The sequence below is a fragment of the Kineococcus gurbantunggutensis genome (genome assembly GCF_050871925.1).
Lineage (GTDB): Bacteria > Actinomycetota > Actinomycetes > Actinomycetales > Kineococcaceae > Kineococcus.
Genome location: NZ_JBJLSG010000155.1, coordinates 1 through 11,551 on the forward strand (window position 1 = coordinate 1; position 11,551 = coordinate 11,551).

At 72.7% G+C, this 11,551-nt stretch carries 15 protein-coding genes and 1 pseudogene; 8 read left to right on the plus strand and 8 right to left on the minus strand.

Annotated elements, in window-relative coordinates; all coding sequences use genetic code 11:
- Positions 1 to 810 (minus strand): annotated as a pseudogene (locus ACRYR7_RS20845) (hypothetical protein); the annotation flags it as partial.
- Positions 811 to 1,402: 592 nt separating this feature from the next.
- Positions 1,403 to 2,050 (minus strand): chemotaxis protein CheB, encoded by a 648-nt coding sequence (locus tag ACRYR7_RS20850; protein WP_432574027.1) that lies wholly within the window; start codon positions 2,048 to 2,050, stop codon positions 1,403 to 1,405.
- 140 nt (positions 2,051 to 2,190) lie between these two features.
- Here ACRYR7_RS20850 and ACRYR7_RS20855 point away from each other — a divergent pair, with 140 nt between their 5' ends.
- From ACRYR7_RS20855 to ACRYR7_RS20865, 3 genes are all read left to right on the plus strand, one after another.
- On the plus strand, positions 2,191 to 2,427 hold the full coding sequence (locus ACRYR7_RS20855) for a hypothetical protein (RefSeq protein ID WP_432574028.1): 237 nt from the start codon (positions 2,191 to 2,193) through the stop codon (positions 2,425 to 2,427).
- A gap of 318 nt (positions 2,428 to 2,745) precedes the next feature.
- Positions 2,746 to 3,453, plus strand: coding sequence for a transposase (locus ACRYR7_RS20860; RefSeq protein ID WP_432574029.1), 708 nt, complete (start codon positions 2,746 to 2,748; stop codon positions 3,451 to 3,453).
- A 142-nt stretch (positions 3,454 to 3,595) separates the two neighbouring features.
- Positions 3,596 to 4,039 carry a VOC family protein gene (locus tag ACRYR7_RS20865; RefSeq protein ID WP_432574030.1) on the plus strand — a complete coding sequence of 148 codons (444 nt, stop codon included), beginning with the start codon at positions 3,596 to 3,598 and terminating at the stop codon, positions 4,037 to 4,039.
- A 436-nt stretch (positions 4,040 to 4,475) separates the two neighbouring features.
- Here the strand turns inward: ACRYR7_RS20865 and ACRYR7_RS20870 are convergent, their stop codons facing one another.
- Complete coding sequence (locus tag ACRYR7_RS20870; RefSeq protein ID WP_432574031.1) at positions 4,476 to 5,003, minus strand: hypothetical protein; 528 nt, start codon at positions 5,001 to 5,003, stop codon at positions 4,476 to 4,478.
- A gap of 273 nt (positions 5,004 to 5,276) precedes the next feature.
- Between ACRYR7_RS20870 and ACRYR7_RS20875 the strand changes: the two genes are divergently transcribed.
- Both ACRYR7_RS20875 and ACRYR7_RS20880 read left to right on the plus strand, forming a co-directional pair.
- Positions 5,277 to 6,158 (plus strand): hypothetical protein, encoded by an 882-nt coding sequence (locus ACRYR7_RS20875; RefSeq protein WP_432574032.1) that lies wholly within the window; start codon positions 5,277 to 5,279, stop codon positions 6,156 to 6,158.
- A gap of 7 nt (positions 6,159 to 6,165) precedes the next feature.
- On the plus strand, positions 6,166 to 6,891 hold the full coding sequence (locus ACRYR7_RS20880; protein ID WP_432574033.1) for a hypothetical protein: 726 nt from the start codon (positions 6,166 to 6,168) through the stop codon (positions 6,889 to 6,891).
- A 159-nt stretch (positions 6,892 to 7,050) separates the two neighbouring features.
- Here the strand turns inward: ACRYR7_RS20880 and ACRYR7_RS20885 are convergent, their stop codons facing one another.
- Positions 7,051 to 7,200: a hypothetical protein gene (locus tag ACRYR7_RS20885; protein ID WP_432574034.1), complete on the minus strand. Its 150-nt coding sequence runs from the start codon at positions 7,198 to 7,200 to the stop codon at positions 7,051 to 7,053.
- A 195-nt stretch (positions 7,201 to 7,395) separates the two neighbouring features.
- On the opposite strand from ACRYR7_RS20885, the gene ACRYR7_RS20890 reads away from it, so the two are divergent.
- Entirely contained in the window at positions 7,396 to 8,157 is a 762-nt protein-coding gene (locus ACRYR7_RS20890; protein WP_432574035.1) for a transposase, read from the plus strand.
- 27 nt (positions 8,158 to 8,184) lie between these two features.
- Here ACRYR7_RS20890 and ACRYR7_RS20895 read toward each other — a convergent pair whose 3' ends face one another.
- From ACRYR7_RS20895 to ACRYR7_RS20905, 3 genes are all read right to left on the minus strand, one after another.
- On the minus strand, positions 8,185 to 8,334 hold the full coding sequence (locus ACRYR7_RS20895; protein ID WP_432574041.1) for a hypothetical protein: 150 nt from the start codon (positions 8,332 to 8,334) through the stop codon (positions 8,185 to 8,187).
- A gap of 35 nt (positions 8,335 to 8,369) precedes the next feature.
- Positions 8,370 to 9,536, minus strand: coding sequence for an IS701 family transposase (locus tag ACRYR7_RS20900; protein WP_432574036.1), 1,167 nt, complete (start codon positions 9,534 to 9,536; stop codon positions 8,370 to 8,372).
- Between the two features lie 87 nt (positions 9,537 to 9,623).
- Complete coding sequence (locus tag ACRYR7_RS20905; RefSeq protein WP_432574039.1) at positions 9,624 to 9,950, minus strand: GAF domain-containing protein; 327 nt, start codon at positions 9,948 to 9,950, stop codon at positions 9,624 to 9,626.
- Between the two features lie 33 nt (positions 9,951 to 9,983).
- On the opposite strand from ACRYR7_RS20905, the gene ACRYR7_RS20910 reads away from it, so the two are divergent.
- Both ACRYR7_RS20910 and ACRYR7_RS20915 read left to right on the plus strand, forming a co-directional pair.
- Positions 9,984 to 10,610 carry a LuxR C-terminal-related transcriptional regulator gene (locus ACRYR7_RS20910; RefSeq protein ID WP_432574037.1) on the plus strand — a complete coding sequence of 209 codons (627 nt, stop codon included), beginning with the start codon at positions 9,984 to 9,986 and terminating at the stop codon, positions 10,608 to 10,610.
- A gap of 149 nt (positions 10,611 to 10,759) precedes the next feature.
- Positions 10,760 to 11,146, plus strand: a complete 387-nt coding sequence (locus ACRYR7_RS20915) for an ATP-binding protein (protein ID WP_432574038.1) — start codon at positions 10,760 to 10,762, stop codon at positions 11,144 to 11,146.
- Positions 11,147 to 11,394: 248 nt separating this feature from the next.
- Here ACRYR7_RS20915 and ACRYR7_RS20920 read toward each other — a convergent pair whose 3' ends face one another.
- Positions 11,395 to 11,538, minus strand: coding sequence for an EAL domain-containing protein (locus ACRYR7_RS20920; RefSeq protein WP_432574040.1), 144 nt, complete (start codon positions 11,536 to 11,538; stop codon positions 11,395 to 11,397).
- Positions 11,539 to 11,551 lie beyond the last annotated feature (13 nt).

Sequence of the window (11,551 nt, forward strand, 5' to 3'; positions counted from 1 at the left end):
GACCCGATGGACCTCACCGACCCGATGGACCTCACCGACCCGATGGACCTCACCGACCCGATGGACCTCACCGACCCGATGGACCTCACCGACCCGATGGACCTCACCGACCCGATGGACCTCACCGCTGTGGCCGCCCCGGCCGGACTGGCTGCTCTCGCCGAGCTGGCCGACCTGGCCGGCCTGGCCGGCCTGGCCGGCCTGGCCGGCCTGGCCGGCCTGCTGCGCGTGATCGCGCGAGCCGTCCAGGGCGCTGAAGCGCTGCACCGCGGCCAGCAGGCGCGCCTGCAGCTCCAGCTCACCACCAGGACCACCAGGACCAGCGAGCTGGTCAGCGGACTGGTCCCCCGACTGGTCCACCAGCTGCTCCCCCAGCTGCTCACCGAACCGGTCCGCCAGCCGGTGGTGCAGCGGTGCCGGCCCGCTCGCGGCGGGCAGGACCGGTGCGAGCGGCGCCACGGGTCGGCGGGCCGGGTGCGCCTGCCCCGCCCGGGCACGGCGCTGCGCCTGCTGCGCGCGCTCGATGAGCTCGTGGCTGTGGGCGATCAGGTCCTGAGCGTGCCGGCGGTACTGCGTGGTCTGCTCACGCAGCACCTGCGCCTTGAGACGCATCGCGCCCACCGGGGGCGCACCCGCCTCCAGCGCACCCGCCTCAAGGGCAGCGGCCTCAGAGGCAGCGGTCTCAAGGGCAGCGGTCTCAAGGGCAGCGGTCTCAAGCGCACCCGTTCGGGGTGCAGCGGCCCTGGGGCTGCTCGCCTCGACGTCGCCGGTGATGGTGGACTCCTGGTGCAGGGCGTCATGCTGCTCCACATGTTGGAAGCACTGCGTAGCGCCCCGAAACGCTGCGTAGCGGCGACGATCTTAAACGCCAGCGCCTCGTGCGGTCGAGCCGGTGGTGCGGTTCCCCGCACCCGGCTTCCCGCACCCGGCTTCCCGCACCCGGCTTCCCGCACCCGGCTTCCCGCACCCGGCTTCCCGCACCCGGCTTCCCGCACCCGGCCCACCGCGCCGTCCCGCCGGAGGTCTCTGGTGACCCCGCGCGCCCGCCCAGCTGCCAGCCCAGGTGCCAGCCCAGGTGCCCGCCCAGGTGCCCAGGGCCCGGCACCGCGTGGTGCGCAAGAGCCCCCACGACCTCGCCGGCCCCACCGGTGCTGCGCCCGGCGGCCAGCACGGCACGGGCGGCCAGCTCGGCCGGGGTCGTCACCGCCGGGCGCCCGCCGCGCCACCGGCGCACGGGCGCACCACCGCGGGCCTGCCGGCACCCGCGGGCCTGCCGGCACCCGCGGGCCTGCGAGCCTGCGGGGCCTGCGGTGGTGCGCCCACGCAGCAGGTCGCGCTCGAGCTTTCCCAGCACCCCCGGCCCGAGCGCGCCCCTCACCCCACGCGCAGCGCGGTGCCGGCATCACTGCGCGCGCAACGCGGTACCGGTGACCACCTGCACCAGCAGCGCGGCGATCCGAGCGGGCTCGGCGACGTGGTCGGTGATGTGATCACGCTCAGCGGTGGCCAGGGGCATGTCCGGGTGCGCGCTGGCCTGCGGCGAGGCCGCGATCACCACACCGCCGCAGCGGTGCACCACCGTGGCGCCGGTGGCCCCGTCGCTGCCGCGCCCGGAGAGCACCACCGCGATCGCCGCCGACCCCACGGCCAGCGCCAGGCTGGACAGCAGCAGGTCCGCGCTGGGCCGCGGCGGGGGCACCGGACCGACCGGCACCAGCAGCAGGCTCCGCTGGGCGGTGACGAGCAGGTGGTGCCCGGCCGGGGGCACGTGCACCACCCCCGGGCGCAGCAGCAGCCCGTCGTGCACCGGGGCGATGGGCAACAGGGTGCGCGGCTGCAGCACGTGCGCCAGCAGGTCATCGCCACCGGGCGCCTGGTGCTGGATCACGATCAGCGCCGCGGGCAGGTCGGTGGGCAGGGCGCTGAGCACCTCCACCAGCGCGGCCAGGCCCCCCGCGGAGCACACCAGCGCGATCACCGGGAAGGCCTGCGCTTGCCCGACCGGCGCCTGCCCGGTCGCGCCGTCCTGGGCCCCGCCGGCCTCACCCACCGGCCTCACCCTACGCACGGCCGTGCACCCGCACCCGCACCCGCACCGCCACCACCTGCCGCCGCTGAGACGCGCATCACGCGACGATCAACCGGTTGCGGGTTCAACCGCACCGGGGTCCGGCGTCAGACTGGGCATCGATGAAGGAGCAGACCCGCTCGCGCGCGAGCCGCGCACCGGCACGGTCCTTGGCGCTGGGCCTGCTGTGCCTGGCGCTGGCCGTGGCCGGCTGGAGCGCGATCGTCTCCTGGGGCCGCTGGCCGTGCTGGGTCCTGGCCCTGAGCGAGACGGCGCTGACCACGTTCCACCTCAGCGCCTGGCGGGTCCAGCGCGCCCGCTCCCGGCAGAAGAGCCCCGCGTCGGGGCTCTGCGGCTGAGCGGCGCCGGTACCGGTGCACCGACGAAGCACCGGTGCACCAAGGAAGCACCGGTGCACCAAGGAAGCACCGTGCGCTGCCGGCGAGCAGCCGCTCGCGCGCCGGCACACCCGCGCTTCACCCTTGACGACCTGCCCCGCACCTCCTCCGCACCTGCCCCGCACGCCGGGTAGCGGACGTCATCGGTGCCGACCGGTGGGGCCGGACTCGGCGCGGTCGCCGGGGCCTCAGCTGGCAGCACGCCCGGGAGCTTGACCCGCTTGTCCGGACTCGGGTGTTGAGAGACGGTGACCGCTCGAACGCCCGGGAGGATCACCCATGCCCAGGTCCTACCCGCCGGCCTTCCGCCACCAAGCACTGGCGCTGCTCGCCGCCGGCCGCACCGTGAGCGATGTAGCCGCCCCGCTCGGCGTCGCGCAGTCGAGGGGGCACCTCCCACGCGCAGCGTGGGGGGAGCTGCACCGGTGGCGCAAGCAGGACCTCATCGACCGCGGCCAGGCCGATGGCGCGAGCAGCCAGGCAAGCGCTGAGCTGACCGGGGCGAAGAAGCGCATCCGCGACCTGGAGGAAGAGGTCAAGATCCTGCGCAGGGCCGCCGCGGCGGTGCAGGAGGTGGTGCCCCCAGAAGTCCGCTTCCGCCTGGTCGCGCAGCTGCACGTCGACGGCGTCCGGATCGGGCGGTCCTGCCACGCGCTGGGCGTCTTCCGCTCGGGCTACTTGTCAAAGCCCGGGTCTGATGGAGACCTTGGTGTGCGCCACGACGAGCAGGTGCAGCCAGGGGTCCGGATGGTGGAGGTGGTCCCGCCCGGCTCGCAGGTCGGCCTGGTGCTGCAGCCCGCCAGCAGCGCGCTGCCGATGGCGGTGCGGCTGGGCACACTCGACGCCGATACCGCGCACGCCCGACTGGCGCATACGCCGGGGGTGGTGCTGCACAACGAGGCGGTGCTGCGCCGGCAGGGCGTGCCGGCGGTGTTCCACTTCAGCGACCCCGACGGCAACGACCTGGTCCACCTGCAGGACCCCTAGGACGGTTGAGCGCCACCGGGCACCGACCACCGGCCGCCACCTACCGCCACCAAACGCCACCAAACGCCACCGACCACCACTGGTGCCAGCCGGCCGTGCAGGCCCGCACGACGAGCGCACGACGAGCACCGGAGAAGACCTCGTGCCAACGATCCAGCGCTTCGACCACGTCGGCATCACCGTCGCCGACCTGGACCACGTCAGCACCTTCTTCCTCGCCCTGGGCCTGCAGGTCCAGGCGGGCCCGATGGACGTCGAGGGCGACTTCCTGGACACCGTCATCGGCATCCCCGGCTCGCACACCCGGATCGTGGTGCTGCGAGCGCCGCACGGGGGCACCCTGCTGGAGCTGTCCAGCTCCACCCGGCCCGAGCACCAGATCGGATCGCCCACAGCGATGGCCACCGAGCCGGGCTTGCGCAACGTCGCCTTCGAGGTCGACGACCTCGACGCGCTCTTGCAGCGGCTGGCCGCGGACGGCTACGGCCTGGTCGGCGGCGTGGGTGAGCACCAGCACACCTGGCGGATGGCGTACGTGCGCAGACCGGAGGGGATCACCATCTCCCTGGCCGAACGCCTCGGCTGACGCACCCCGGCAGGGTGGTCACACACCGTCGGCGCGACAGCGCCACCTCGTCAGCGCGGTGAGTGCCGAGGCGCTGCGCGCCTCGGCTGGGGCGAGCCGCTGGAGCGGCTCGAGTGCCGCTGCGCGGCACCGGCGCGGCCAACTTGGTGGTACAGCGGGTTTCGCGGCTGCGGTGGAAACTCCCTCGCTGCGCTCGGCAGTTCCTCGTGAGGGTGGGCGTGCACCACCTCGCTGCGCTCGCTGGTGCACGCGAAGGTCCTGCTCACTGCGCTGCGCGCAGCGAGCAGCGGAACAGGTGGACCACCGGGGCGCTGCGCGCTCGAGGTGGTGGACCGGGCAGCGGGCCCGCGGCCCGGAGCCTGAGGACCCAGGGGGGTGCTGCAGCTCGAACCAGCGGGTTCACCGCAGCGCCCTGTGCGGGATCCAGCGGTGGGGTTCAGCGTGAGAGCTCGCCGTCCTCGTCCTCACCGACCTGCCCATCACCGGCCTGGACACCAGCTGCGCTCGGCGGCTGTCCCGCGGGGAAGGACTCACCCGTCAAGGGCGCGTACGCGCACCACCCGCGCTCCCCCGCCGGCACCTGCGGCAGCACCGGCGGCGGGGGGTCCTGCTCCTCCAGCACCGCCGGATCGCTCAGCACCGCCAGACGCGGCTCGAGCACCACGTGCCGGCGCTGCGGCGCGCTCTGCAGCGCCCACGCCAGCACCTCCTCCAGGTGCACCAGCAGCAGGTTCAACCCCGCCACCTGCACCGGCACATCAGGCCACAACGCGTTCGCGCTGCCCTCATCCACCCGGCAAAACCGGGCCAGCTGCTCAGCACCGACGTGCAACCGCAACGGCGGATCCTGCACCTCACCGTCCCACCGGTGCAGCACGAAGACCCCCTCGACGTAGCTGATCTGCGCACCGGTGTACTCGCGCAGCCGCCGCCCGAGCTCGGCCAGCAGCTCCTGATCGTCCACCAGGCCAGGCTAAAGACACCGAGCGCTGAGCACCTGGCGCTTTCGCCGCCGGCGGCAGCTCCACAGCCGCATCGGCGGTGGTGCACCGGCACCGGCGAGCGCACCCGGCGGGCGTCACAGCCGGGGCAACAGCCTCGACGACGGACAGCACCCCGCCCGCACCCTGACGTGCCCGTGGGCCCGCCACCTCACTCCCAGGGCACCGGCGACCCCGGTGCACGCCAGCGACGACCACAACATCTTATCGGAACAGATAACGCTATGCTGATCCGCGTGACCAGCGCGATCGAGCACCCCAACCGCGCTCGAAGCACCCGCATCCCTGGTGCCAGCACCCACGAGTCACGAGCTCGAGCAGCTCACCACCCCGACACCCACGCCAACGACACCCACGCTCCGGTCACCCAGGACCCGGACACCGCCGCGGTCAGCGCCCTGCTGCACACCGCCGTGACCACCAGCGGCCTGACCCAAGCAGCCTTCGCCACCGCCCTGGGCACCTCCGCCCCACGCCTGTCCACCTACCTGACCGGCACCGTCTCCCCCGCCGCACGCACCCTGCTGCGCGCACACCGCCTGGCCCACGCCCTGGCCGCCACCCGCGAGCGCGGCCTGATGTCCGCCCCCGCCACCGCCACCGCCATCCGTCACCACCTGCGCACCGGCGACGAGCCGTGGGCCTGGCGCATGCTCCTGCAAGGCCGCGACCACCTGCGCCTGCTCCTGCACCACTCGCTGGCGCACCAGGCCCCCGAAGCCGCCCCCGAGGCCGCCCGCGGTGACGCCGGCTCACCCGGACCGCAACCGCCCCCACTGCAGCCACCGGCACCGCAACCACCGGCACCGCAACCACCGGCACCGCGACTGCTGGGGCCGCAACTGATGGGGCCGCAGCCGGACCTGCTGGACGCCTGGGAAGCCGCCCCCACCAGCACCTGCCACCCCGGCTTCGACACCCTGCTGGCCGCCCTGACCGCCCACGAGCACCACGACGCCGGCTCGACCCCACCCACCTGGGCGCACCCGCAGCCCCTGCCCCAGCCGTGGATCCCGCAGCACCCCTTCCTCAGCCCCGAGCGCGTCAAGGCCCAGACCCCGCCCTGGCTGCGCCAGCTGAACGTCTACGTCCCCCGCCGCGACCTGATCACCGCATGAGCACCGCGTGAACGCACAAGGGCGCCAGCCCGGGCACCAGCACCAGCACGAGCCCGATCACACGCACAGCAACCCGCACGAGCTGGACGCCACGCAGATCACCCACCTGCTCACCCAACTGCACCAGCGCCTGCACCAGCGCGGCGTGGCCGCTGCCCTCTTCATCGTCGGCGGCGCCGCCATCGCCGCCACCGGCCTGCGCACCGGCCGCCTGACCCAGGACGTCGACGCCCTCAGCACCCCCGACACCCTGGCCGCCGTCCTGGACGAAGCCCGCGCCCTGGCCACCGAGCACCACCTGCCCACCAACTGGCTCAACCCCGCCGCCGCCCTGTGGATGCCACCGCTGCCCGCCGGCGCCCTGACCCCACCGCACCAGCCCGGCCTGCGCATCACCTACGCCGACGACGCCTTCCTGCTGGCCACCAAGCTGCTCGCCCAGCGCGCCAAGGACGCCGACGACATCCTGGCCCTCACCCACCGCCTGGGCCTGCACCACCCCAGCGCCCAGCAGCTGCACCAGCACATCCGCCGCTACTACACCGACCCCGAGCAGCTCACCTTCCTCCTGGACGGCGTCAGCACCCCCGAGCAAGCCGACGAAGAGCTCGCCCTGCTCGCCGGCGACGCCGCCCGCATGCTCCACCGCCACCACCAGCAGCAGGACTACGAGCAGGACCAGCACCACGAGCAGAACCTCGGCCCGCGCCGTGCCGACACGGAAGGCACCTGAACGAGAAGGGCGCCTACGAGGAAGGCACCTGAACACGCAGCAGTTCACGCACCGGCGTCACCTGCCCGGCCCCACCTGCCCGGCGCCGCAGTGGGCTGAGCCTCACAGCACCTCCTGAGCGCGCGCCCGTAGCGCCTGGCAGCCTGGAGGGAGGGGTCATCAGCAGGTGGGCACCACCGTGGGCGCGGAAGTCCAGCTCATGACCGACATCGCCACGGACGCCGCACGCAGCGAGCGGTAGTCGCCCTGGCGATCGAGGACCAACCGCCCCGCTCGCTCCCTGACCTCGGCCGGGTACCGCTGGGGCATGATCGCCATCCTGACTCATCAAGAAGCGGCGTCAAAGCCGTGACGTTTCAGGGTGTGCTGCAGGATTCAGTGACACTGACCTGTCACCGGATCGGGCAGCTGATCCCCCATCGATGGCCTCAGCCGTCAATTCGCGAAAAAGCGAGGCTAAAGGCTGTCCCGTAAGGGGTGGGTGCAGGATGACATCATGTCGACATGGGTGTGATCTCAGCGTCGCAAGCGTCGTGGATCGAGCCATTCACGGGGATCTCGCCGCAGGCCTTCGCCCGGTTGCTGACGCAGTTGCGGCGCGCTGGCGCTGATGGTCCGGGGCGGGGTCGGCCGTGGAAGTTGCCGCTGCAAGACCGGGTGCTGCTGGTGGCGGCGTACTGGCGTACGAACCTGACCCTGCGTCAGATCGCGCCGTTGTTCGGGGTCTCGAAGTCGGCTGCAGACCGGATGATTCACGACCTCGCACCCCGCTTGGCCTTGGCTCCACGTCGCAAGTGCGGCAGTGACAGCGTGTTGATCGTGGACGGCACCCTGGTGCCCACCCGAGACCGCTCGATCGCCGCGTCCAGTAAGAACTACCGCTACAGCACCAACCACCAGGTCGTCATCGATGCCGACACGCACCTGGTCGTAGCGCTCGGGCAGCCCTTGCCCGGCAACCGCAACGACTCCAAGGCGTGGGTCGACTCAGGCGTGCACCAGCACGTACGAGGACGCACCGTCATCGCCGACGGCGGCTACCTCGGTACCGGACTGCTCATCCCGCACCGGCGCACACCGGGTGAGGACCTACCGGGGTGGAAGGAAGCTCACAACACCGACCACCGGCGCGTGCGTGCCCGCGTCGAGCACACCCTGGCGCGCCTGAAGTGCTGGAAGGTTCTGCGTGACTGCCGTCTGCGTGGCAGCGGGGTCCAGCACGCCATGAGCGGCATCGCGCGGCTGTACAACCTCGGGCTTGCGTGAGGACATGGGCTAATACTGCAACGGCACTTACGGTGGGACGTGCCCGTGCCGCCGGTAGTGGCACAGCCGTGCTTGGTGCTGACGCCGGCGACGCCAGGTCGACCATTGCCAGACGTGCTCGACGCTGTGCTCAGCGGTCAGCACCAGCTTGGCCAGCAGGCGGCGGACCTCGGGCACGGTGTAGCCGATCAACCCGCCCGCGCCGCCGTGCTTCAGGTGGTGACGACCGGCTCGGCGCCCCCCTTTTCGGCGGCTCCAGCCAACTGGGAACGAGTGGCCGACAACCAGGCCAACGTCAGCATCGACAGGGAGGGGGCACCTCCCGCCTGCGGGGGAATGTGCGCGTACCACGCCCGGTAGTCGCGCACCTGGTACTGGTCCAGACCGGCTTCGTTCTTGGCCTGCTGGAAGCACTCCTCGATCCGCCAGCGCGAACCGGCGATGCGGGCCAGCTCCGCCAGTGAGGTTCCACGCGGTCCGTAGCAGAGGTAGTACGCCAGCTCGCCGCTGCTGATCGATCGGCGGGCCAGCAGCCAGTGCCCGCGCCCTGCTCGCCAGGCGACGCGGATCGGGACCCGCGCCCACTCGCTGATCCGCTCGCCGTGCGCACCGGCACCGGTGCTGTAGCTGCGCCACGCCCGCGCCGGCAACTCGGCGATGAGCTCAGCAGCGCGACGCCAGGTCGCCTCAGCCGTGATGATGGTCTGGCTGCTCTTGCAGGACAGCACGTGCGCGACGTCCTGGTTCTCCAGCCACAGGCGCAGCTCGGTGTCCTGCCCGTACACCTCGTCAGCGGTGACCCACGCGAACGGCACGTCGGCGGCCAGCGCGCGGGCGATCATCTGCCGGGCTTGGACGGTCTTGGTGGCGAACTCCACGTCGTCGGGCACGCCGGCGGCGCGGCAGCGGTCGCGATCCTGCGTCCACGACCTCGGCAGGTAGAGCTCGCGGTCGATCAGCGCGTGCCCCCGCGCGGAGGCGTAGGCCAGGAAGGTGCCGATTTGGGAGTTCTCGATGCGGCCGGCGGTGCCGGAGTACTGCCGCTGCACCCCCGCCGAGCGCAGGCCCTTCTTCAAGAAGCCGGTCTCGTCCACGATCAGCACGCCGTCAGCGGAACCGAGGTGCTGCACGACGTGGTCGCGGACGTCGTCACGGACCCCGCCGACGTCCCAGTCGGCCTTGCGCAGCAGCCGCTGCATCCCGTCCGGGGACACCTCACCGGCCTGCTCGGCCAGCGTCCAGCCGTTCTTGCGCTCCAAGCCCGCCGCCAAGCCGGCTACGTAGGTGCGCACCCGCGCCCGCGGTTCCGCCCGCGCGAAGCGGGACGCGATCCGCGCGTGCAGCCGATCCAGCTCCGTCAGGGCCGTGTCCACCACCACGACAGCATCTTCTAGCACAAGTGCCGTTGCAGTACTAACCCGCGGTTGGTCCCAACGCCGACCGTCATCAGCATTACGGGACAACCTTTAGATGGCCGAGGGGCGGTGCACGAGCTGCTGCACCTGCTGGGCCAGGTGCTGCAGGGCGTGCACGTCGGCGCTGGTGAAGGTGCGCGGGCGGGTGTCCAGCACGCACACCGTGCCGGTGACCGAGCCGTCGCGCTGGTGCACCGGGACGCCGGCGTAGCTGGCCAGACCGAAGCGCTGCACCAGCGGGTTGGCGCGGTGCTCGGCATCGACGGTGGCGTCGCCGACCAGGTGCGGGCGGGCGTGCTCGGCGGTGTGGGTGCAGCACGACCGGTGGCTTCGGTACTGCTGTGTGAGAACCAGCGATCGCGCTGCCAGGCGCTGCAGCGCGCGGCCAGCGCCTCACCCGGGACCACCCGGGTGATCGCGACCGCCACGGGGGAAGAGGCCCTGCGGGCGATCACGATGCAAGCGCCCTCCCTGGTGCTGCTCAGCGCCCACCTGCCCGACCTCAGCGCACCGGAGGCGGTGCAGGCCCTGCTGGCCCGCCAGCCGCACCTGGTGCTGCTGGTGTCCGCCGACCTCAGCACGCCGGCGGCCAGGCGCGATGTGGAGCAGGCCGTGCGCGCCGGTGCGCGCGGCTACCTCGACCACGACGCCTGCGCGCACGAGGTGAGCGCGGTGCTCGCCCACGCCCTGCGCACCGCGGGGAGCTCCTCGCACCCGGCCAGGCCGGCTCGCCCGGCGGCGGCACCTCACGCGCTTCAGGCCCTGAAGGAGCGCGAGCAGCAGGTCCTGCACGGCATCAGCGAAGGCTTGAGCAACCTGCAGATCGGCCAGCAGCTGTACCTGGCGGAGGACACCGTCAAGTCCCACGCCAAGGTGCTCTTCCGCAAGCTGGGCGTGCACGATCGCGCCCACGCCGGCGCCCACCGCCACGGCCTGCTGCACGGGCACATCGCCGCGGCGGGCGCCGTGCCCGCGGGTGCCGTGCCTGCGGGCGCCGTGCCTGCGGGTGCCGTGCCGCGCCAGCGCGCGAGCCGCTAGCCCACAACACCTGTGGCCCTGCGCGGCGGTGCCCCGGTGGTGTGCTCATCACGCGCGACACGGTTGGGAGCGTCCTCGGGCAGCCGGTCGCGAGATGCTGTTGCAGGAAGCGCCGTGAGGGGTCTGATGAGAGCGGGCGAGCGGGCTGCATGTGCGAGGTGACCCCGACGATGCTGCTGGAACTGCCGCTGGACGAGCGATCACCCAGCCGGGCCCGCCGCTTCCTGCGCGGTGCCATCTGCCCGGTGCACGCCGCTTCCGTGCTCGACAGCGCGCAGCTGCTGGTCTCCGAGCTGGTCACCAACGGCATCCGCTACGCCGCGCCCCCGATCTCGGTGCGCGTGGACTGCGATGGCAGCGCGGGTCTGCGCGTGACGGTCAGCGACGGCGGGACCTCCAGCTTCCCTGCGCCGCGCCAGGCCGGTGAGCACGAGGAGTCCGGGCGCGGGATGACGCTGGTCGACTACATCAGCGAGGACTGGGGCGTTGAGCCCCAGGAAGAGGGCAAGGCCGTCTGGTTCAGCCTGGCGACCTGAACGCGGCGACCTGAACGCGGCGACCTGAACGCGGCGACCTGAACGCGGCGACCTGAACGCGGCGACCTGAACGCGGCGACCTGAACGCGGCGACCTGAACGCGGCGACCTGAACGCGGCGGCGGTGGGCGCGAGCAACCCGAGCAGGAGCGGCACGCTCGAGCACCGCCCTCCTGGCTGCTGCCCCTACAAGGGGGTACACCTCCTGGGCGCGTGCGCTGCCCGTGCAGGCAGCGCACGGTGCACGGCTCAGCCGGTGAGCAAGGTGGTGATCTCCTGCGCGCTCTGCGGGCGGGCCAGGTGGTAGCCCTGCAGCAGCCGCACCCCCGCACCGGCCAGGTGCTCGCGCTGGGCCTGGTTCTCCACCCCCTCGGCGATCACCCGCACGCCCAGGCTGGCGGCAACC

What these genes read in the sequence shown, in the direction of transcription:
- ACRYR7_RS20855 (WP_432574028.1), top strand. Translation starts at nt 2,191, where the DNA reads ATGAAGGAGCAGACCCGCTCGCGCGCGAGCCGCGCACCGGCACGGTCC.
- ACRYR7_RS20890 (WP_432574035.1), top strand. Translation starts at nt 7,396, where the DNA reads ATGGGTGTGATCTCAGCGTCGCAAGCGTCGTGGATCGAGCCATTCACG.
- ACRYR7_RS20915 (WP_432574038.1), top strand. Translation starts at nt 10,760, where the DNA reads ATGTGCGAGGTGACCCCGACGATGCTGCTGGAACTGCCGCTGGACGAG.
- ACRYR7_RS20860 (WP_432574029.1), top strand. Translation starts at nt 2,746, where the DNA reads ATGCCCAGGTCCTACCCGCCGGCCTTCCGCCACCAAGCACTGGCGCTG.
- ACRYR7_RS20885 (WP_432574034.1), bottom strand. Translation starts at nt 7,200, where the DNA reads ATGCCCCAGCGGTACCCGGCCGAGGTCAGGGAGCGAGCGGGGCGGTTG.